Genomic DNA, 18,226 nt, shown 5'->3' on the forward strand with positions numbered 1-18,226 from the left:
CTGGGGCCCCGCCTCGAAGGTGCCGGGCGGAAGGACGCAAGAACGCCCGGCCGGGCTCACCTGGCCGGGCGCTTCGCGCACCCCCCGACGGGTAGTCGGCTCCGCGTCAGTCGATGAGGGTCTGCCCGGCGTGCAGTTCGGAACGGACGAGCTCCAGGAGGCGGCCCGTCCAGTTGCGGCCCCGGCCCCCGTTCTCGCCCCAGAAGCCCGAGTCGGCATCGTCGTAGAGGACGGTCGCATCACCCGTGGCGAGCAGGATCGCCGCGAGGTCGGGGTGCTGCTCGTACTTGGCGCGCAGCAGGCGGGCCATGACCGCCGTCCGGACCTGCTCCCAGCCCTCGCGCCGCGGCGCCGCGGCCGCGACCGTACGGGCCTTCGCGCCCGACTCCGCCGCCACGACCGAGGCCCGGGCCTCCGGTTCGGCGACGGACCGGGCCCAGTAGGCGTGCGCCACCGACGGGTAGGTGACGTCGCCGACGGTGATGGGGGCGGGGTGGTCGTTGCGCAGCCCCCGCTTCCCCGGGTCATCGAGCGCACGCTGCGGATACGAGTGGTAGATCTTGACCGCGGGGGCGAAGGACTCGGCCGGCCCGTCGGCCGGCACCCGCGAAGGGGCCTTCGCGCGCCACTGTTCGCGTTCCTCGAAGTAGGCGACGGCCTCGTCGTACTCCTCCTGCGTGACCGTTTCCCCGTGCTCGTCCGGGGTCCGGCCGCCGGGCCCCGCCACCAGGACCTTCAGGGGGTGGTCCTTGTGGTCCATGTCGCCGAGTGCGTAGAGCCGTACGGTCTCGGGGATGGCCAGGTAGGCGGCGCGGGCGGCGGCCCGGTTGTCCTCCGTACGGTCCGCCATGAAGCCGTCCACCGCGGCGAGGCAGCGGGCGGTCGAGTCGGGGCGGCCGTTCAGCTCGTCGATGGTGTCGCGGACCTCGGCGAGCAGCAGGTCCGGTGTCAGCCAGGTGCTCGGTTCGCCGAACCTCCACGAGGCCAGGTGGTGCGCGGAGGCGCGTCCGCCGTCAGGAAGGCTGGTGGCCACCCATCCGCAGCGGAGCTTCTGCTCGAACTCGTCGAGGGTGACCAGCTCCCAGCAGTCGACGAGGCCGTCGGCGTAGATGAAGAGGTCGGTGAGGAAGTAGGAGCCGCCGTTGCATATGAACGCGTGCCGCCAGGTGCCCGGTACGCGGACGCCGTCCGCCGTGCGATGGGTGATCCGATTGCCGATCATGCGGTGATGATGCCGGACGGACCGGCCGTGAGGCACCTCGATTGTGCGTCGAGGGCGCCGTGTGATGATGTGCGTCCACTCCGGGGAGGCGATGGTGCTGAGAAGGGGCGCGCGGTGGGCCGCGGGCGCGATGGCCGCGGTCTGCATGGTGCTGCTCCTGGGCCCCAGCGCACCGGGCCGTGGCTTCCCCCTCGCCGGGCGCCTGCGTTCCGCCGCCGCCGGGGAGGTCGTACCGGACCGGGTCGGCACGTGGAACATCTGCAATCCGTGCGGTGGCAGCGGGCTCAACTTCGGCCGGGCGAGGGAGATCGCCACGGCCGCGCCGCAGGTCATCGGCCTGCAAGAGGCGTGCGTACGGGACGTCGAGGAGATCCGCACGTACCTGGAGGAGGTCTACGGGCTGGTCTACCGGGTCGCGTACGGCTCGGTCCTGCGGAACTGGAACCGCTGCGGGGGGCTGCCGTGGCGGCCGGGCGGCTTCGGCCAGGCGATCCTCTCGGCGGCGCCGATGACGGACCGGGTGAGCGTCGAATACCCCGACGGCGGCTCCGAGGCCCGCGGCTACCTGGCCGTCACCACGCTGGTGGGCGGCCGGCCCGTCCGCGTCTTCGACACCCACCTCGCCGAGCGCCGGCAGGGAGAGGTGCGGGCGGGCCAGGTGGAGGTGCTCGCCGCGGAAGTCGCCCGCCACGACCGTGCGATCGTCCTCGGCGACTTCAACGCCGTGCCGGACGCGCCCGAACTCGGCCCGATGTGGGCCCTGGCCCGGGACACGGACCCCGGCTGCCGCCCCTCCCCCTCCCCCGTCGGCGTCGACGCCTGCACGGCGACCACCGATTGGAACAGCAAGTTCGACTACGTGTTCCTCCGCGGCATCGCCCCGCGCACGCGCCGCGTCCGCCCCAGCCCGTACTCGGACCACCACCTGCTGTACACCGACCTGAACCGGGGGTAGCCGTGTCGGAGCACGATGGCTGCTGTCCCGATCGGTGGATCGGCGTGCGGGTGACCCGCGGACCCCTTGGGCGCCGGCCACTCGGCGTGGCTGTCCTGGATCTTCTCCGGAGGACTCCGGGAGTTCTATGAAGGCATGCGGTGGGACGGCTGGCGCAGTGAGGTCTCCGTGCTGGACGGGCGGCAGGGACTGTCGTTCTTCCCGCCGTTGTGGTCGGCCGAGGCACGCCGGGACCTGTCGGCGACCAGCCGTCGCGCGGTGCCCATGGCGGAACTCCTCGGCCTGGGCCGCGACTCGTGCCTTCAGTTCGACGGCACCGACCCCGGCTTCCTCGGAGTCGTCTGAGCCGGCTCGCCCGTGGGCCCGCGGTACCAGTCGGCAGGTCAGCGCACCGCGGCCGGGGAGAAGCCGCCGGGGACCAGGAGGCGGGGTTCGGCCGTGCCGTCCGCCGGGACCGACCAGATGTCGCTGGTGCCTCCCTCCCTTCCCGGGAGGGCGTAGCCGACGGTCCCGGCGTCCAGCCAGGCCGCCTGGTCGTCGACGCTGCGCGTTTCCGCGAGCGGGTGTTCGCTCATGTCCGCCAGGTCCAGGACGTACAGCCGCCAGGGTGCGGCGGGGTCGTCGGAGACCTTCTTCTTGAAGGCGATGCGGGTGTCGTCCGGTGACAGCGAAGGGCATTCGACGTTCTCGCGCAGGGCCTTCGCGGACCAGTTGCGCAGGTCCCCCTCGACGAGGTGGGTGCGGCCCTTGGTCGACACCGTGGCGTAGAAGCGGTTGTCGTCGCGTGCGAAGGTCACTCCCCAGTAGTTGACGTCGCCGGCGTGGTAGCGGGTCCCGTCGATGGTCAGCGGGATCTCCTCCATCGATTTGATCAGGTAGCCGGTGCGCAGGTCGAGGATGGAGGTCCGGGTGGAGAAGGCGGTCGTGGCGTAGGAGTCGCCGGTCGCGAAGGCCGTCCAGGACAGTACGTTTCCCGAGGCCGAGACGCGCGCCCGGTTGGGGATGCCGGGTACGGTCACGCGCTGGACCTCCCGCAGCTGCCGGTCCAGTACGAGGGCCTGGGTGCGGGCCGGGATGCCCGGCAGCTTGCGCAGGCACAGGGCGCGTTCCCCCGCGGCGTAGAAGCGCTCGCAGGCGGGTCCTCCCGTGGCGGGCGGCCCCCCTGTGCCGCTCCGGCGGGCGACCCGTCCGGTGGCCGAGTCCCGGTAGTAGAGCCCGGGTTCGGCCAGGCTGAACGATCCGTCCCCGGTGGCGGCCGGCATGCCGCGGTGCCTGGCGTGCAGTACGTAGCCCAGGGAGCCTCCCCCCAGCACCAGGACGGAGAGTACGACGAGGGCGAGGCGGCGGAGCTGTGGCGGTCGCGGGTTCACGGTTCCTCCGGGGCGTCGTGGGCGGGTGCGGGTGCGGGCGCGGGCGCGGGCGCGGGTACGGGTACGGGTACGGGTACGGGTACGGGTACGGGTACGGGTACGGGTACGGGTACGGGCAGGATGCGCCAGCCGGCCACGAGCGCCCCGGCCAGCGCGAGCGCCGCCGTCCACAGGGCGGGCCCCTGCCCCCAGAAGGTCCAGGCGGCCCCGAAGCCCGCGGCGCCCAGCAGCCGGGCCAGCGCCTGGCCGGTCTGGAGCACCGCCAGCCCGCCGGCCCGGCGGTGCGCGTGCAGCAGGGGACCGGCCAAGGCCATCAGGACCCCGTCGGTGGAGGCGTAGAAGACGCCGAGGAGCGCCGGCACCGCGAACACGGTGGGCCAGGCAACGGGAAACAGCAGGACCGCATACGCTCCGAGCAGCGCGAGGTGTCCGGCCAGGAAGGGCAGCCGGCGCCCCACGCGGTCGGCGATCCGGCCCGCCGGGACGGCGCACACCAGGTACCCGGTGGCGGCGCCGAGCGGCAGCAGTGGGAAGAGGGCGGGCGGCAGGTCGAGGCCGCGCTGGATGAGCAGGTAGAGGAAGGAGTCGCCGATGGTGGCGGCTCCGAGCAGGGAAGTGGCGTACAGGATCCGGCGGAAGGCCGGGTCGCGAAGCGCCCCCTGCCGCAGGGGCGTCGACCGGACGGGCGGCGCGGGGGCGGCGGAGGGGACGTACAGGACGAGCAGGAGCACACCGAGCAGGCCCGTGCAGAAGCTGACGGCGAACACCGCGTCGTAGGCGTCGGCGGTGGCCCACAGCACGGCGAATGCGGCGAGCGGGCCCAGCAGCGCGCCGGTGGTGTCCATGGCGCGGTGCACGCCGAACGCGCGGCCCAGTGTCTCCGGTGGGCCGCTGAGCGAGATGAGCGCGTCGCGCGGGGCGGTGCGCACGCCCTTGCCGAGTCGGTCGGCGGCGAGTGAGGCGGCGATCCCGGCGGTGGCGCCGCCGGCGAGGAGCAGCCCGAGCCGGGACAGCGCGGAGAGGAGGTAGCCCGCGCCGGCGACCCGCTTGTGACGGCCGCCGCGGTCGGCGAGCCGGCCGCCGAGGAGCCGTACCAGCGCGGTGGCTCCGTTGAACATGCCGTCCAGAAAACCGAACTGGAGGGGTGAGAGGCCGAGGCCCAGGACGAGGTAGAGCGGCAGCACGGCCGTGACCATCTCGGAGGAGACGTCGGTGACGAGGCTGACCGCGCCCAGCGCGACGACCGTGGCGGGGACGCGCCGCCGGGCCCCGGCGGGGCGGGGCGGCGCGTCCGGGCGGCCGGTGTTGGCCAGGTACATCAGTGGCAGCTGTACTTCGGGCTGGTGTCCTTGACCCCGTCGGTACCGACGTAGCTCCAGCTGTAGCCGGAGTCCGTGAAGTCGAGCTTCAGGACGCCGTACTGGCCGCTGATGCGCTTCTGGCTGTTGGGCTGCACCTGCTCGATCGGGTAGGGCTCGGCGCCGCCCATGCCGCCGACGATCTCCACGATCCCGTCGGCGGCCGCCTTGCCGTCGGGGTTCTGCGGCGCGAACCGCTCGTAGTGGTGGTCGTGTCCGTTGAGGACCAGGTCGGCCTTGGCGCCGTAGAGGATCTTCCAGACGGGCTTGGAGACGGGGTCGTTGCCGTGTCCGCCCGAGGAGTACAGCGGGTGGTGCCAGTAGGCGGCGATGCACTGCTTGCCGTTGGCGGCGAGGTCGGCCTTGAGCCAGTCGATCTGGGCGGCCTGGTCGAAGGCGTTGGAGTCGAGGGCGATGAAGTGCCAGTTGCCCTCGTCGAAGCTGTAGTAGCTCTTGCCCTGGGGGTAGGCGATGTTCCCGAAGTACGTCTTGTATCCGGCGAGGGAGCCGGCCGGGTCGTACGTCTCGTGGTTGCCGGGCACGGGGTGGGTCTTGTCCTTGAAGGCGCCCCAGCTCTTGTCGTAGTAGGCGCGGAAGTCGGCGATCCGGGCGTCGTCGTACTGGTTGTCGCCCATCGTCAGGTAGAACTTCGGGTCGATCTGCCGGGCCAGGGCGGCGGTCTTCGGGTGCGCGCAGCCGCTGTCGGAGGCCGTGCACTGGGCGGCGATGTCACCGGCCGCGACGACCGTGAAGGCGCCGCCGCCGGGGGGCGGGCCGCTGTCGGTGGTGCCGTAGACCTCGGCCTCGAAGAGGGAGTAGCCGTACGCCGTGCCGCGCGCCGTGCCGTACACGCGCAGGTACCTGCCCTTGCCGGAGAGGCCGGCGAGTTCGTCGGTGCCGCCGTTGCCGGCCGTCTCTTCGGCGATCTTGGTCCAGGTCGTGCCGTCGGTGGAGACCTCGACGCGGTAGGCCTTGGCGTAGGCGGACTCCCAGGTCAGCTTGACCCGGGAGACGGTGGCGCCGGCCCCGAGGTCGACGCGGATCCACTGCGGGTCCTTGCCCTCGGCGCTGGCCCAGCGGGTCGAGGCGGAGCCGTCGAAGGCGTTCGCGGCGCCGAGCGAGGAATTCTCGGTGGACGAGGCGGTGGCCGGCCTGCCGCGCGAGATGAGCGGGTCGGCCGCGGCCCCCGCCCGGCCGGGCCAGGCGAGGAGGAGCCCGGCGACGAGGGCGAGCACGGCGGTTAAGACTAGGAGGGCGGGCCGAAGCCGGATGCCGGATGTGGGTGGTGGGGTGGAGGCGTGCAGGTGCATGCCTGACTCCTTGACCTGGGAACGGCGAGAGCTGGACACCGTGCGGGGAACGCCGCCCTCCGGACCCCGGGGCGAACAGGGGACGGCGTCACGGCGGCCGGGTCAGAGCTCTCGCTGAGCACGTCATGCCCATGCCATCAGGCACCGTGCCGGGCCGCCGTCGGGGAGCGTAGCCGATAGGAAAGTTTCCTACCAGTGGTTCGGCCAGGCCGGCGCGAGCGAACAGGCGGGCCGCCGGTACGTGCCTCCGTGAGGGCGTGGGGCAGGGCGAGAATCGCCCACGCCGCCTCCGGCGACCGGCCGTTCAGCCCGATGGCCAGGCGTCCTGGGGCTGTAGGTCCCGGATGACCAGGCGGAACTGCGCAGTGGAGGCCGGCCGTGGGGAGTCGGGGGCGGTCAGCACTGCCACAGGAGTGCCGCGCGGCCGCACGGGGTGCAGGTGTGCGCGTAGGCGCGGCCGGAGCCGAAGTTCATCGCGGTCACGGGGTCGGGGCCTTCAGCGAGTTCAACGGTGAAGTCCATGGGCTGCGCGCAGGTGGGACAGGAGGGGGTCTCATCGTCCTGGAGCCAGTCGGGGGTGCCGCCGAGCCGGCCCAGGACCGTCGCGGTGCCGGGTGCCGTGCGGGCGGGTACGGCGGCGCGGACGGCGCCGAGTCCGAGGAGGTCCTGAGCCACGCCGTCGGGAGCCGGTACGGGCTCCAGTCCGCCGTCGGGGAGCAGCAGGGCGAGGTTGCCGCCCGCGGTGGGGCTCCATTGCGTGCACTGCCCGGGGCGGTTCGCGCACATGAACAGGGCCAGTACCCCGGGGGCGGGGCCGGTGTGTCCGGGAAGGTCGCCGAGGCGGATCTGGGCGAGGAACTGCAGGGGTGCGGCGCACGCGGCACAGGCCGGCCACGGGGTGCCGGCGGGGGCCAGCGGCGTGCCGCCGGTGCGGGTGACCGGGGCGTCCGGGGCGACCGGCCCGCCGTCGAGGAGGAGCATCGTCATGCCGGGAATGTACGCGCGGGGATACGGCGGGCCGGTGGGTGGGGTCGGGGCGGTGTGCGCCGCCGAGGCCCTGGCCAGGAGGACGAAGCGGAAGGTGACCGGATCCAGGGGCGGCTGCCGGATCCCGCGAGCGCGGGGTGGCCGGTGCGGCAAGCTTGGACCGGCGCGCCACCGAACTGCTGCGAAACCACGCGTGAGAGGAACGGGCAACGGAATGCCGAAGATCGGGGTTGTGGTCCTGACCATGGGCGACCGGCCCGCAGAGCTGCGAGCCCTGCTGGACTCGGTCGCCGCCCAGGAAGGCGATCCGGCAGCGGTCGTGGTCCTGGCCCAGGGCGTTGCCCTGTCCCCGCTCCCGGACGGGGTGGACGGGGTCGAGCTGCCGGAGAACCTGGGGATCCCAGGTGGCCGTAACGCCGGCGTGCGGTGGCTGCGTGAGCGCGGCGGCGTCGACGTCGTGGTGGTCCTGGACGACGACGGATCGCTGCCGCGTACGGACACCTTCCGGCTGGTCCGGGAAGCATTCGCCGCCAACCAACGTCTGGGCGTCGCCGGCTTCCGGATCGCGGACGAGACCGGAGCGAGCCAGCGCCGCCACGTCCCCCGCCGGGGCGGCCGGAACCCGCTGGTGTCCGGACCGGTGACGACGTTCCTCGGCGGCGGCCACGCCATCCGCATGAGCGTGATCGACCAAGTGGGCGACTTCCCCGCCCCGTTCTTCTACGCCCACGAGGAAACCGACTTCGCCTGGCGGGCGCTGAACGCCGGATGGGAGATCGACTACCGGGCTGACATGGTGCTGCAGCACCCGCGCACCGCGGCCTCCCGCCACAAGGTGTACTACCGCAACACCGGCCGGAACCGGGTCTGGCTGGCCAAGCGGCACCTGCCGGCCGTCCTCGTACCGGTCTACCTGGCGACGTGGGCCGCGTACACCCTGGTGCAACGACCACCGCTGTCGGGGCTGGTCGCCTGGTGGTCCGGCTTCTTCGAAGGGGTACGCACACCGTGCCCGCCCAGGCGGCCCATGCGGTGGCGGACAGTATGGCGGATGACACGGCTGGGCCGCTCCCCGGTCTTCTGACGGGCGGACACCCGGCGTGTCAGGCGCGGGCCGAAACGCCCTCCGGTCAGGCGGTCTCCGGGCGCTGGGGCGCCTTCCGCAGCTTCACGCCGCCGACGATGAGTGCCAGCCCCACGACGACGATGCCGAGGTAAGCGGTGGACGGAAGGTCGACGATCTTGTGCATCCAGCCCCACTCCGTGCCGAAGAAGGTCTGCGAAGCGAAGCTGACGAGCCCCTGGGCTCCTACGACGTAGCCGATGCTTTCGATGGTGTATCCGATGGTTGTTCGCACGGATCGATCCTCTCGCGGCGGTTCCGCAAGATCCTCCTCCCCAGGGCCGAAAACGCAGTAGGCCAAAGGATGCAGTCGCCCGCGCAGAGCAACGGCACAGCACCATCCCGCCGCGGCGGAGGAGTGGTCGGCAGCAGACCGGCACTCCCTCCGGCGGGGGTCAGCATCCTCCGTCGTAGAGCGCCTGCAGCAGCGGCCCCTGACGGTGGGTATCCGCGCCGCCCGGCAGTCGATGGCCACGAGGAAGGACCTGGTCGCTTCGCGAATGCGCACCGGCCACGCTACGACGCTATCCCGGCTGTCCCGCGCTGCGCGGTGACAGCCGCCGTGTGATCCGGTCGAACAGTTCCGTCAGCGGCTCGCCGATGTCCCGGCCGAACTCGGTCAGCCCGTAGGTGACCTGAGGCGGCGTCGTCGGCTCGACCTTCCGCCAGACCAGGCCGTCCTGGACCAGCGCGCGCAGGGTCTGGGCGAGCATCTTCTCGCTGATGCCCTGGATGCCGTCGCGGAGCTCGTAGAACCGGAGATCGTTGCTCCGCAAGGCGATCAGTACCCAGGTACCCCACCTGCTGGTCACATGGTCGACCACATCGCGCGCGGGGCAGTCGGTGTGAAACACCTCATACCGTTGCCCCGCCTCGGCCTGGTTGAGCTGCGCGCCTTCCACCATGTGATGAGCTTACCCCCAGGTATGTCCTTACCAAGAGTTAGCCCTGCTCCTAGCGTCGAAGCCACATCGGACATCGAACAAGGAGCTGATCATGATCGTGGTGACCGGAGCTACGGGGAATGTGGGCCGGCCGTTGACGCGGGCACTGGCCGAGGCGGGCCGGCAGGTGACGGCGGTGTCGCGGCACGCGGCGGCGGCGCCCGACGGTGTCCGCCACATGGTGGCCGATCTGGCCGAGCCGAACGGCCTTGAGCCCGCGCTGGCCGGGGCGAAGGCGCTGTTTCTGCTGCTGTCCGGCGATATGCACGCCGTCGGGGCCCACCCGGCCGACATCATCGGCCAAGCCGTGGCCGGCGGGGTCCGCCGGGTCGTCCTGCTCTCCTCGCTGGGCGTGGCGACCAGGCCCTTCGGCGCGACGCGGATCGCGATACGAGAGGTGGAGGACGCACTGCGGGACTCCGGCCTGGACTGGACCATCCTGCGGCCGGGCGGCTTCGCCTCCAACGCCCTGTGGTGGGCCGAGTCCGTCCGCACGCGGCGGGTCGTCGCCGCGCCCTTCGGCGATGTCGGGGTGCCGATCATCGACCCTGCGGACATCGCCGAGGTCGCGGCGGCCTGCCTGCTGGACGACCGGCACACCGGCCGTGTGTACGAACTGACGGGCCCTGAGGTGATCACGCCGCGCCGGCAGGCGGAGGCCATCGCCACCGCCCTGGGCTCGCCGGTGCGGTTTCAGGAACTCACCCGCGACGAGGCCAGGGCCGCCATGGCCCGGAGCATGCCCGTGGAACTCGCCGAGGACACCCTGGACATCCTCGGCGCCCCGAACCCAGCCGAGCTGCGCGTCAGCCCGGACACGCTGGAGGTCCTCGGTCGCGCCCCGCGCCCCTTCGCCGACTGGGCGGCCCGCAACGTCGCCGCGTTCCGCTGAAACTGCCCCGCACGCCCGGCGATCCACCGCTGACAGCCGCCGAACCTGATCCGTGACGCTTGCGCGGCCCCCGCCGGGCCGGAACCGACCCTGCGAACGCAGTGGACCGCCGTACGCCGTAGGGCCAACCAGCGCGCGTTGGCCCTACGGCCTGGATTCCCGGGTCGGGCCGCCGTGCGGGTAGCGGCCGTCAAGGCGGAGTGAGGGAGCGGGGGGATACGGCCACCGCGCGGTCCCGGCCAACCTGTTCGCCCGCGCAGGACGTTCGCCGTCGGCGTGGCCGGGGTGCTCGTGGCGGCTGGGGCCGTCTGCGGGGCGTGGACGATGTGGGGCCACGATGATGACGTGACGGTCGAGGCGGTGTGCGCGCTCGACACCAGCCGCCGCGAGTACGTCACCCACAACGCGGCGTGGGTGATCGTCGCGAAGGTCGCCGACAACACCCGCACCACCCCCGACGCGTGGACCCGCGCCGTCGCCGAGGCCACCCCACAGCCGCCGTGCGAGGACATCGTCACGGGCGCACCGACCGGCTAGGACCTGCCCGATGGGTCGTGCGAGCTGGTCAGGGCCGCGGTCTAGTGTTCGCTGGACGAGGGGGGGCGCATGCCGCGCGATACGGCCGCAGCAGAGGCGGGGCTGAAGGGGATCACGTTTCCTGCCTGGTACGGCAAGCACTACGTGACCCTGGCCGAGCTACTGGTTCGCCTCGGTAGTTTCGGCTTGGACCTGACCTGGCACGTCGAGTTCGACGAGATCGTCGATCCTCGCTGTGCCGAGATGGAGAGAAGGTCCGCTGACGCAGGGATGGACACGTTGACGCTGTTGTCGTTGACGACGCCTTTCCTCCAGCTGATCGACGCCGAAGCACGGGGGTTCGCCGACGACAAGCTGGTGCTCGTCCTGACCGAATTCGACAGCTCGTTGTGGGACGTCAGGGCTGTCGACGAGCGCGTACTCAGCGAACTGCGCCACCACTACCCGGGTGCCAAGGACCTCTGAACGGGGCGCTTCACTGCGGACGGAACCATAGGCGGATCGCGGCCACGGTGACCGTCCCGTAGAAGACGTACGCCCGCTTGTCGAAGCGCGAGTTCCCAGCGGGAGCGTCGCACGACCCGTCGGACACAACCTAGCCCCGTCCGCGGAACGGGCTCCCGGAACGGCTCACCCGTCACACCACGAGCGGCCGTCGGCGGTTCGCCACCGGCGTCCGTGAGGCCGACGGCTTCGCCGGGACCTCAGGGCACCGGGCGCGCGTGCCCCCGCCGAGTCGGCAGGGGCACGCGGCGTGGACACGCGCAGGAGCGCCAGGACCCGACCCCGACGCGGAGCGTCCTGGCCGGCACGGCCTACCGTCTGCCGGTGGCCTGACGTCCCGGCCTCACCTCAGGTGCCGGGCGAAGAACCGGGCCGCAGCCTCCCCCGCGTGCTGGGGGACGCCCGTGTGCCCGCCCATGTTGGCGTGGAGGGACTTCTCCTCGGAGCCGAAGGCGTCGAACAGGTCCAGGGACGCCTGCCGGTCGTTCCCCTCGTCGTCCCACTGCAACAGGACGTGCAGCGGGATCGTGACCTGGCGGGCCTCCTCGAAGACGGCACGAGGCACGAAGCTCCCGGCGAAGAGTCCAGCGGCCACGATGCGCGGCTCGACCACCGCGAGGCGAACGCCGATGGAGATCACTCCCCCCGAGTACCCGACCGGGCCGTCGATCTCGGGCAGCGACAGGAGGGCGTCCAGGGCGGCCTGCCATTCCGGGACCGCCTTGTCGACGAGCGGGAGGACGAGGGCGTCGATGACCTCGTCGCTGACCGGCTCGCCGGCTTCCATCGCCTGGCGCAGGTCGGCGCGGGCCTGCTCGGCGGCGGGCCAACGGGGCCGGTCGCCGCTTCCGGGGAGCTCGATGGTGGCCGCGGCGAAGCCGTCCGCCGCGGCCTGCCGGGCCCGGTCCACGAGGCGGGGGTACATCTTGCGCAGGCCGAGCGGGGGGTGGCCGAGCAGGATCAGCGGCACCGGTGCGGCGGCGGAAGCGGAAGCGGGCGTCCACAGGACGCCGGGGATCTCACCGAGGGTGAATTCGCGCTCCAGGACGCCGTCGTCGAGGAGCTGTTCAGAGATGAAGTGCATGGTCGTGCCTTTCGGGAGTGCTCATGAACGGCGCTCCCGGACGACCTATCGCCCGACCGTGACCCCGGAGGGGAGCACCCGTGTCGATACTGCGTTCACGGGTACCACCTCCTCGTTCTCTCGCACGGCCTCCGGAAAACTAGCAGTGGTGGCCGTGGTCCGCCAAGAGGATTTCGCGCAGGTCGAGAGGCTCAGTGCTGGACCGCTGTGCAGGTGACCGTGGTCTTGCCGTCTGCCGTCTTGACCGTGTACTTGCTGCCGGTGAGACCGCCGAGGTCGAACCGTCCCGACTTGTCGATGGGGACCGAGCCCGAGGTGGAGCCGGAGTAGGTCACCGTCGTACCGGCGGGGAATCCTTCGCCCCACACGTGGTACTTGCCGACTGAGTCCACCTCGACGTTGCACTTCGCGGCTGCGGGGGCCGTGGTGGCCGTGGTGGCCGAAGCATGGGCGGCGACGGTGGGGCCCACCACGAGTGCGGGGGCCACCAGGAGCGTGAGTGCTGCAAGACGACGTGTCCGGTTCATCATTCAACCTGCCTTGGACGCTGACGGTGCGGCCGGTGCGGCCGGTGCGGTGCGATGGCTCCAAAGCCCGCGGCAGCGGTCGAGCCGCTCTGCCGCACAAATGGCCGTTCCATCCTATCGTCCGGTTTGTCCTGCGGCATCTCGCGGATGGCCTTGACCGCGGCGAGCGGAATGCCCCCGGCCGAGCCACTTCGTCGTGTTGGGCCGTCCCGAGCGTTGGGCAGTGCAGGAGTCGGCGGGGTCCACCCGCCCTTCGCCTGTCTGGTCGACCACCTGCCGGAAGAAGGCCTCCAGCCGGGCCGGGCGGGAGTCGAAGGCGCGGGGCCGGGGCAGGCGCGTGGCCGCCGGGGGCCGTCCGCGTCGGACCGGCCCACGAAGGGCGGCCCGGCTCCGGCTCCGTGGTCACACCCGCCACCTCGTGTTCATCAATCAGGCCGGCCCCGTGCCGAGACGGTCTCTGCGGCTACGCTTCTCAGGGCAGTCGATGGTGAGCACGACCGGGGGAAACCGTGAACAGACCACTGCTGTTCCTCGACGTGGACGGGCCGCTCAACCCCTATGCGGCCGAGCCGGAGAAGTGCCCCGACGGCTACACCACGCTCGGAACGCCCCTGGACGGCGAGGCTCCTGAAGAGCACGGGAGCATCTCGTCCCGGCGGCGCCCCCCGCGGGTCTGGCTCAACCCCGAGCACGGGCGGTCCCTGCTCCGGCTCGGTTTCGAGCTGTGCTGGGCCACCTCATGGATGGACGACGCCAACCGGTGGATCGCACCGGTGCTCGGTCTTCCGGAACTTCCCTTCGTCGACTTCGGCGACGTCCTGTTCCAGGAACGCCCCGATGGAGTCTACTGGAAGACCGGTCCGCTGGTGGACTACGCCAACGGCCGTCCCTTCGCCTGGGTGGACGATGAACAGAGCGAGCTGGATCAGACGTACGTGACCGCCCACCATCGCGGGTCCGGGCTCCTGCACCACGTCAACCCGCGGGTCGGCCTGCGCGAGAACGACTTCCACACGCTCGCCGACTTCGCCCGGTCGCTGGACACTCCACGAGCCACCGGCTGAGCACGTCGTCGGCGCTTCCGGCAACCATGCGGACACACGGTCAAGCTCCCTGGTAGGGCGGGAGAACCGCCGCAGCCGGAGGCCGCCACGCCCGGGTAAGGGCCTTGTCCCTCGGCACCCCGGCGCCGGCCGAACAGGTCGTTAGCGGAGCGCTAGCAGATCGTTAGCGAGGTTCGTGATCATGGATCCTCCGCGATCGTCGGCCCATACAGGTGGCCATCGCGCCGGCGTGGTCGCGAGGACCGTCGTACGGCACAGCCCCTGCGACTCCCCCGAATCCGCGCCGCAGAACGCGACATTCAGAGAGAGAACGATGCGAGCAAGAATCGCCAAGACCGCGGTGGCCGCGCTACTGGCCGCCGGCCCCGCTGCCGTGATCACCGCCGCCACCGCCTCTGCCTCGGAGGACACCGTCACCAGCATCTCGGCGGCGAGCGCTTCGGAACTGCAGGGGGAGCCCGACTCGGCCGAGGCCGAGCTGCCGCTGCCGCTTTCCGCTCTCGCTCCGGAGCCGGGCAGGAACGACGGCACCGCCCACGAAGCCGGAGCCGGGCAAGACCACGGCAGCGCCCCCGAAGCCGAAGCCCGGGAAGACCACTGCGGCACCCCCGAAGCCGAAGCCGGGGAAGACCACCGCAGCGCCCCCGAAGCCGAAGCCGGGGAAGACCACCGCAGCGCCCCCGAAGCCGAAGCCGGGGAAGACCACCGCAGCGCCCCCGAAGCCGAAGCCCGGCAAGAGCTCGGAGGGAACGGCGGACTTCTTCTCCGGCAATGGTGTGGCCGGGGCGTGCGGCCGGCAGATCAGCGACAGCGATTTCGCTGTCGCGCTCGACCCGATCACGTTCGGAACCGGAAACCCGGCCCCTCACTGCGGCCAGAAGGTCGTGGTCACGTACAAGGGAAAGTCCATCGTCGCGACGGTCCTTGACGCCAGCCCGACCGCGCAGAAGCACGACCTGGACCTGACGCCCGCCGCGTTCAGCGCACTCGCTCCCCTCGACCAGGGGAGGATCAACGTCACCTGGAGTTTCACGGAGTAGCCGGCTCGCCCGCCACCAGGGCGTAGCAGCCGGCCTGCGCATGCGGGGACAGCACGACCCTGCGTAGGACGAAGCCTCCCCCGGCCGGGGGAGGCTCGGCGGTCGGGGCCGGCTGCGGGGGCGAGGAACGCGGCCGGGACCGGGCCGCGGGCGGCCCTGGAGGGCGTGGTGCGCGTTGCACGTGCTGGACCCCCCGATCTGGCGCGTGCAACCGCCGCCTGTGCGCCCGCGTCGGAGATCTCATGATCGTTCTGTTGGTGATCGGCGGCGTTCTCATCCTGGCGGCGGCCATGGCCGGCGCGGCGTCCGTCTGCGGGGGCGTCGCGCTTCGCGAGCGCCCGCTGCGCCCGCTGCGCCCGCTGCTGAGGGTGGCCGCCTGCTTCCAGCTGTCGTCGGCCGCCTTCGCGATCGCGGCCTTGGCCCTGGGGTGGGGGCACATGACCGGCTTCAACGTCCCCGAACCCTACGCCCAGTGCAACGGAATGGGGCGCGACCGGACCGCCCCGCAGCGGTACCTGGTGACGAAGTCGGTGTTCCCCGTTTCCGTCGTCTGCTCCGACGGACCTGACGGCACGGACGGAGACGAGCAGGTTCCGGGCTGGGTCAACCCGACCGTCTCCGTGGCCTCCGGGGTGGGCGTCGCGAGCCTGGTGGCGGCCCCCTTCACGGCCCGGCGGCGACACCGCCGCCCGGACCGGGGCGAGTCCACGGCTGCGTGAGGGGCTCGGCAAACCCTGTCGCAGCACCCAGCATTCAAACCCTCCATTTCGTACACCTGTTCCTATATGCTGCGATCGCACCACCAAGGTCCTTTCTCTGTACGTGACTTACTCCCCAGGGGGACTACAGTGAAGCGCTTGATCGCACGCATGACGTGCACGCTCGGACTGCTGCTCGGCAGCCTGGCCGCGACGACCGCTCCGGCAGGCGCGGCGCCCGCCACCGACATGACCACCATCACGAACGTGGCCGGCGGATCGTGTCTGGAGATGCCCGGGTGGACCGGCCAGCCGGGTGCCCAGGCCGCGGTGTGGGGCTGTAACGGCGGCGACAACCAGAACTGGGTCTTCAACAGCGTGGGCGGTGGCTTCTTCCGGATCGTCAACCGTTCCTCGGGCCAGTGCCTGGAGCTGGCAGGGCTGCCGCCGACCACCTCCAACGGAACCGCGGTCACGCAGTGGCCGTGCAACAACGGCCGCAACCAGCTCTGGTGGTTCGACCACTGGCGCAACGTCAACGGCCAGGCCACTGCCGAGCTCAAGAGCGCCTATACCGGGTGCTTGGAGATCAACGGCTGGCAGGCGGGCACCTGGGGCACCGGAGCCCAGCTGTGGAGCTGCAACAACGGCGACAACCAGCGCTGGGCCTTCGCGCGCGACTTCATCTACAACCACTGACGGGCCCGCCGGCCTGAACCCGTGGTGCTCCGCCCGGTGGTTCTCCTGAGGGTGCGGTTCCCGTCGAGAACCACCGGGCGGAGCTGCGTCCAGCCCTTGATCAGGGCGGCACGGTCCGCGTCCTGATGTGCCGTCGGCCGACGGGAAGCGTTGTTCGAAGGGGGCTGTATTCCACTCCATGCCGCCCTCCGGGCGAAGGCGCCACCGCGTACCTCGCTGTCCGCCGACCTCACCACCGAATCCGACGAATCCGACGCATCCGACCACCCGCGAGGACCCCACAGCTGATGTCCCTATGGCCTTCGATCGTTGCCGTACTCGGTACCCTGGCCGGCGCCCTGACCGCCGGGCTCCTCCAGCACCGTTCGGCACGCACCGCACGCGCCGAGGAGCGCGCCGACAGCCACCGCCAGGACCGGCTCGGCGCCGTCACCGACTTCGCGGCCGCCCTGGACGCGCACCGCTCGGCGATGTTCCATCGGGAGCGTCTGGCCCTGGCCGGGGCGGGCGCCGAGCACCAGCTGGAGGCCCAGACGAGGTCCCACGACACCCGGGCGGCCATCACCGCGCCCCACATCCGCCTTCAGGTCCTGGTCCCCGAACTGGCCGGCCCCGCCCAACTGGCCGCGGACGCCACCTACGAGCTGCGCAAGGCCGGCGACCGGACCGAGCTGGACACCCAGCGGCATGCGGCCAAGGAAGCGTCAGCCGCCTTCATCGCCGCGGCCGCCTCGCTGCTGAGCCCCGGCAACCGCTGACCCGAGCGGCACGCTCAACCGCGGTCGCCAGCCTTCCTCCGTCAGCGCCACCAGCTGGACCGCCGCCGCGCGGGCGCGCAGCGGCAACAGGCTGCCGACCGCAGCGCGCACCCGGCCGGCGGCCGTCGGGTCGTCCGCACCCATGGCGACCGTGACATGGGCGGCGGGACGCGCCCCGAAGCGGCCCCCGTACGGGCGCAGCCCGGGCCACTGGGCGCGGAACGCATCGACGACCGGTTGGAGTTCCGGAACGGTGACGGCGACGAAGCCGGACGCGGTCACGACCTCGTCCAGCAGCAGATCGGCTGCCGGAAGACCCGCCGCCAGGGAACGCACGCCTTCCTCGTCCCGGCATGTCAGCGCCGATTCCGGCACGAACGGGTAGAGGAGCGAGACGTGCGCCGGCACCCCCCGGCGGACCAGCGCCGGGTCGATGCGCCACGCCGCATCGAGAAGCGGGGCGGCATCGGGCAGAACGATGACGACGGCAGTGGTCCCTGGCTCTGGCACGCCATCATCATCGCAGGTCAGGTACGGGAACCGACACTGCCCGGCACGACATCGTCGAAGCGGTCCGAGCTTCGCCGCCCTGCATGGTGAGGGTGAGGGCGGGTGGCGGCGCTACAGCTTGATCTGCCCCGTCAGCCACCATTCGAGGTACTTGGCCAAGCTCGGTGCCGCCCAGGTACGGCTGTCGTCCTCGTGGTTCCAGACGAAGACGTCGGGCCGGTCGATCCTGGGGAGGAGTGCGAAGAGGTCTCCGTTCCCCGCGTCCGCGAAGAAGAGCAGCGGATCGAACGGCATGTACAGCTTGGTGAGCCCGGCGTCCTCGCGCAGGGTCCGGTTCTCGGACGCGATGCGTTCGGCGGACCAGATGAGCCCGTCACCGTACTCGTCCTCCATGCCGTTGCTCTCGCGGAGCAGGGCGACGAGTTCCGCGGGCAATGGATGGCCGAGCGTCGTCGCGCAGTGGATGAGCGACGCCTCCGACACCGGTGGCCGGAAGACGGCCGTACCGGGCAGCGCCGCAACGACTTGGGTCCACACCGTTGAACTCGACCTCCATGAGCCTTGGCCCGTGATGGAGCCGGCGGGCCTCCGGCCCCGCCGACGCGAGACCGGGCTGCGACTCGACCAGCGTGACCGATCGTCGA

At 71.7% G+C, this 18,226-nt stretch carries 22 protein-coding genes; 11 read left to right on the forward strand and 11 right to left on the reverse strand.

Annotated elements, in window-relative coordinates; translation table 11 throughout:
* Positions 1-106 precede the first annotated feature (106 nt).
* On the reverse strand, positions 107-1,222 hold the full coding sequence (locus tag ACZ5D2_RS32240) for an NADAR family protein (RefSeq protein WP_331737967.1): 1,116 nt from the start codon (positions 1,220-1,222) through the stop codon (positions 107-109).
* Between the two features lie 91 nt (positions 1,223-1,313).
* On the opposite strand from ACZ5D2_RS32240, the gene ACZ5D2_RS32245 reads away from it, so the two are divergent.
* Together ACZ5D2_RS32245 and ACZ5D2_RS32250 are read left to right on the forward strand one after the other, a co-directional pair.
* Positions 1,314-2,177: an endonuclease/exonuclease/phosphatase family protein gene (locus ACZ5D2_RS32245; protein ID WP_371681460.1), complete on the forward strand. Its 864-nt coding sequence runs from the start codon at positions 1,314-1,316 to the stop codon at positions 2,175-2,177.
* 66 nt (positions 2,178-2,243) lie between these two features.
* Positions 2,244-2,522, forward strand: a complete 279-nt coding sequence (locus ACZ5D2_RS32250; RefSeq protein WP_331737970.1) for a DUF2625 family protein — start codon at positions 2,244-2,246, stop codon at positions 2,520-2,522.
* A 38-nt stretch (positions 2,523-2,560) separates the two neighbouring features.
* Here ACZ5D2_RS32250 and ACZ5D2_RS32255 read toward each other — a convergent pair whose 3' ends face one another.
* From ACZ5D2_RS32255 to ACZ5D2_RS32270, 4 genes are all read right to left on the reverse strand, one after another.
* Positions 2,561-3,547, reverse strand: a complete 987-nt coding sequence (locus ACZ5D2_RS32255; RefSeq protein ID WP_331737971.1) for a TolB family protein — start codon at positions 3,545-3,547, stop codon at positions 2,561-2,563.
* A complete protein-coding gene (locus tag ACZ5D2_RS32260) occupies positions 3,544-4,866 on the reverse strand; it encodes an MFS transporter (protein WP_468934289.1) in 1,323 nt (440 codons plus the stop codon). Before ACZ5D2_RS32260 ends, ACZ5D2_RS32255 begins: the two co-directional genes overlap by 4 nt.
* A complete protein-coding gene (locus ACZ5D2_RS32265) occupies positions 4,866-6,140 on the reverse strand; it encodes a discoidin domain-containing protein (RefSeq protein ID WP_468934292.1) in 1,275 nt (424 codons plus the stop codon). The genes ACZ5D2_RS32260 and ACZ5D2_RS32265 overlap by 1 nt, the downstream gene beginning before the upstream one ends.
* Positions 6,141-6,611: 471 nt before the next feature.
* Positions 6,612-7,202 (reverse strand): DUF1963 domain-containing protein, encoded by a 591-nt coding sequence (locus ACZ5D2_RS32270; protein WP_371681462.1) that lies wholly within the window; start codon positions 7,200-7,202, stop codon positions 6,612-6,614.
* Between the two features lie 214 nt (positions 7,203-7,416).
* On the opposite strand from ACZ5D2_RS32270, the gene ACZ5D2_RS32275 reads away from it, so the two are divergent.
* Positions 7,417-8,286, forward strand: coding sequence for a glycosyltransferase family 2 protein (locus ACZ5D2_RS32275; RefSeq protein ID WP_468934295.1), 870 nt, complete (start codon positions 7,417-7,419; stop codon positions 8,284-8,286).
* A gap of 46 nt (positions 8,287-8,332) precedes the next feature.
* Here the strand turns inward: ACZ5D2_RS32275 and ACZ5D2_RS32280 are convergent, their stop codons facing one another.
* Together ACZ5D2_RS32280 and ACZ5D2_RS32285 are read right to left on the reverse strand one after the other, a co-directional pair.
* Positions 8,333-8,560, reverse strand: a complete 228-nt coding sequence (locus tag ACZ5D2_RS32280; RefSeq protein ID WP_468934298.1) for a hypothetical protein — start codon at positions 8,558-8,560, stop codon at positions 8,333-8,335.
* 289 nt (positions 8,561-8,849) lie between these two features.
* Positions 8,850-9,230, reverse strand: a complete 381-nt coding sequence (locus ACZ5D2_RS32285; protein ID WP_331737984.1) for a winged helix-turn-helix transcriptional regulator — start codon at positions 9,228-9,230, stop codon at positions 8,850-8,852.
* A gap of 91 nt (positions 9,231-9,321) precedes the next feature.
* Between ACZ5D2_RS32285 and ACZ5D2_RS32290 the strand changes: the two genes are divergently transcribed.
* From ACZ5D2_RS32290 to ACZ5D2_RS32300, 3 genes are all read left to right on the forward strand, one after another.
* On the forward strand, positions 9,322-10,161 hold the full coding sequence (locus ACZ5D2_RS32290; protein WP_331737985.1) for an SDR family oxidoreductase: 840 nt from the start codon (positions 9,322-9,324) through the stop codon (positions 10,159-10,161).
* A 345-nt stretch (positions 10,162-10,506) separates the two neighbouring features.
* The gene (locus ACZ5D2_RS32295) at positions 10,507-10,698 is read left to right on the forward strand and encodes a hypothetical protein (protein ID WP_371681463.1); all 192 of its coding nucleotides are present in this window, start codon (positions 10,507-10,509) and stop codon (positions 10,696-10,698) included.
* A 69-nt stretch (positions 10,699-10,767) separates the two neighbouring features.
* Positions 10,768-11,163, forward strand: coding sequence for a hypothetical protein (locus ACZ5D2_RS32300; protein ID WP_468934303.1), 396 nt, complete (start codon positions 10,768-10,770; stop codon positions 11,161-11,163).
* A gap of 382 nt (positions 11,164-11,545) precedes the next feature.
* Here the strand turns inward: ACZ5D2_RS32300 and ACZ5D2_RS32305 are convergent, their stop codons facing one another.
* Together ACZ5D2_RS32305 and ACZ5D2_RS32310 are read right to left on the reverse strand one after the other, a co-directional pair.
* Positions 11,546-12,286: an alpha/beta hydrolase gene (locus ACZ5D2_RS32305; protein WP_468934306.1), complete on the reverse strand. Its 741-nt coding sequence runs from the start codon at positions 12,284-12,286 to the stop codon at positions 11,546-11,548.
* Between the two features lie 191 nt (positions 12,287-12,477).
* Positions 12,478-12,813 (reverse strand): hypothetical protein, encoded by a 336-nt coding sequence (locus ACZ5D2_RS32310; protein WP_331737995.1) that lies wholly within the window; start codon positions 12,811-12,813, stop codon positions 12,478-12,480.
* Between the two features lie 509 nt (positions 12,814-13,322).
* On the opposite strand from ACZ5D2_RS32310, the gene ACZ5D2_RS32315 reads away from it, so the two are divergent.
* The 5 genes from ACZ5D2_RS32315 (at position 13,323) to ACZ5D2_RS32335 (ending at position 17,072) form a co-directional block, all read left to right on the forward strand.
* Complete coding sequence (locus tag ACZ5D2_RS32315; protein ID WP_468934309.1) at positions 13,323-13,877, forward strand: HAD domain-containing protein; 555 nt, start codon at positions 13,323-13,325, stop codon at positions 13,875-13,877.
* 776 nt (positions 13,878-14,653) lie between these two features.
* Entirely contained in the window at positions 14,654-14,917 is a 264-nt protein-coding gene (locus ACZ5D2_RS32320; protein WP_331738980.1) for an RlpA-like double-psi beta-barrel domain-containing protein, read from the forward strand.
* Between the two features lie 242 nt (positions 14,918-15,159).
* A complete protein-coding gene (locus ACZ5D2_RS32325; RefSeq protein WP_468934312.1) occupies positions 15,160-15,636 on the forward strand; it encodes a hypothetical protein in 477 nt (158 codons plus the stop codon).
* A gap of 138 nt (positions 15,637-15,774) precedes the next feature.
* On the forward strand, positions 15,775-16,314 hold the full coding sequence (locus ACZ5D2_RS32330) for an RICIN domain-containing protein (RefSeq protein ID WP_371681465.1): 540 nt from the start codon (positions 15,775-15,777) through the stop codon (positions 16,312-16,314).
* Between the two features lie 287 nt (positions 16,315-16,601).
* Entirely contained in the window at positions 16,602-17,072 is a 471-nt protein-coding gene (locus ACZ5D2_RS32335) for a hypothetical protein (protein ID WP_331738004.1), read from the forward strand.
* Here the strand turns inward: ACZ5D2_RS32335 and ACZ5D2_RS32340 are convergent.
* Positions 17,019-17,582, reverse strand: coding sequence for a 2'-5' RNA ligase family protein (locus tag ACZ5D2_RS32340; protein WP_331738006.1), 564 nt, complete (start codon positions 17,580-17,582; stop codon positions 17,019-17,021). The two genes, ACZ5D2_RS32335 and ACZ5D2_RS32340, sit on opposite strands and share 54 nt — an antisense overlap.
* A gap of 111 nt (positions 17,583-17,693) precedes the next feature.
* Positions 17,694-18,119 carry an SMI1/KNR4 family protein gene (locus ACZ5D2_RS32345; protein ID WP_331738009.1) on the reverse strand — a complete coding sequence of 142 codons (426 nt, stop codon included), beginning with the start codon at positions 18,117-18,119 and terminating at the stop codon, positions 17,694-17,696.
* Positions 18,120-18,226 lie beyond the last annotated feature (107 nt).

The sequence above is a fragment of the Streptomyces sp. NPDC031479 genome (assembly GCF_055581065.1).

Coding starts and splice junctions, on each gene's coding strand:
- ACZ5D2_RS32335 (WP_331738004.1), top strand. CDS start 16,602: ATGTCCCTATGGCCTTCGATCGTTGCCGTACTCGGTACCCTGGCCGGC.
- ACZ5D2_RS32305 (WP_468934306.1), bottom strand. CDS start 12,286: ATGCACTTCATCTCTGAACAGCTCCTCGACGACGGCGTCCTGGAGCGC.
- ACZ5D2_RS32270 (WP_371681462.1), bottom strand. CDS start 7,202: ATGACGATGCTCCTCCTCGACGGCGGGCCGGTCGCCCCGGACGCCCCG.
- ACZ5D2_RS32275 (WP_468934295.1), top strand. CDS start 7,417: ATGCCGAAGATCGGGGTTGTGGTCCTGACCATGGGCGACCGGCCCGCA.
- ACZ5D2_RS32310 (WP_331737995.1), bottom strand. CDS start 12,813: ATGAACCGGACACGTCGTCTTGCAGCACTCACGCTCCTGGTGGCCCCC.
- ACZ5D2_RS32325 (WP_468934312.1), top strand. CDS start 15,160: ATGATCGTTCTGTTGGTGATCGGCGGCGTTCTCATCCTGGCGGCGGCC.
- ACZ5D2_RS32240 (WP_331737967.1), bottom strand. CDS start 1,222: ATGATCGGCAATCGGATCACCCATCGCACGGCGGACGGCGTCCGCGTA.
- ACZ5D2_RS32300 (WP_468934303.1), top strand. CDS start 10,768: ATGCCGCGCGATACGGCCGCAGCAGAGGCGGGGCTGAAGGGGATCACG.
- ACZ5D2_RS32290 (WP_331737985.1), top strand. CDS start 9,322: ATGATCGTGGTGACCGGAGCTACGGGGAATGTGGGCCGGCCGTTGACG.
- ACZ5D2_RS32245 (WP_371681460.1), top strand. CDS start 1,314: ATGGTGCTGAGAAGGGGCGCGCGGTGGGCCGCGGGCGCGATGGCCGCG.
- ACZ5D2_RS32285 (WP_331737984.1), bottom strand. CDS start 9,230: ATGGTGGAAGGCGCGCAGCTCAACCAGGCCGAGGCGGGGCAACGGTAT.
- ACZ5D2_RS32260 (WP_468934289.1), bottom strand. CDS start 4,866: ATGTACCTGGCCAACACCGGCCGCCCGGACGCGCCGCCCCGCCCCGCC.